This window comes from Pseudomonas sp. WC2 (genome assembly GCF_050586545.1).
Classification (GTDB): domain Bacteria; phylum Pseudomonadota; class Gammaproteobacteria; order Pseudomonadales; family Pseudomonadaceae; genus Aquipseudomonas.
Map to the genome: position 1 here is coordinate 1 of NZ_JBOBDR010000051.1, position 476 is coordinate 476.

1 protein-coding gene is annotated in these 476 nt (G+C 60.9%); it reads right to left on the reverse strand.

The features are described 5' to 3' along the window. On the reverse strand, positions 1-476 hold a 476-nt coding region (locus ACQ4OE_RS26770), incomplete at both ends, for an immunoglobulin-like domain-containing protein (protein WP_430948457.1).

Sequence of the window (476 nt, forward strand, 5' to 3'; positions counted from 1 at the left end):
AGTAACGCCAGTAATCGCGTTGGTAATTGGAGCATGACCAGTCAGCGCATCGTTCGGCGCGGTGGTGGTCACGGTGCCGGTGGTTTTGCCGACCTCAATGGTGATGTTTTGGCCGTTGGCCAAAGTCACGGTGACCGGCGAGCCAGTCACTGGCGCGCCAACCGTCGCGGTGTAGGTAACGGTGCCACCTTCCGCTGCCGATCCGGTGGCGGTCAGTTTGACGGTGGTCGTGTCGATGGTATCGGTGACGTTGGTCAACGCCGGCACGGTGCTCGGCACCAGTTTTTCGAAGTTGCCACCGGTCGCGGTCGAAATGGTCGCTTCGACTTTGCCCGCATCTTTGTAGACGTCATCGGCTGGAGCCGCGACGGTTACGGTGCCAGTGGTTTTGCCTGCTTCGATGGTGATTACTGCGCCGTTCGACAGCGTTACGGTCACTGGCGAGCCGGCGGTGTTGGTCAGTGTCGCGGTGTGTC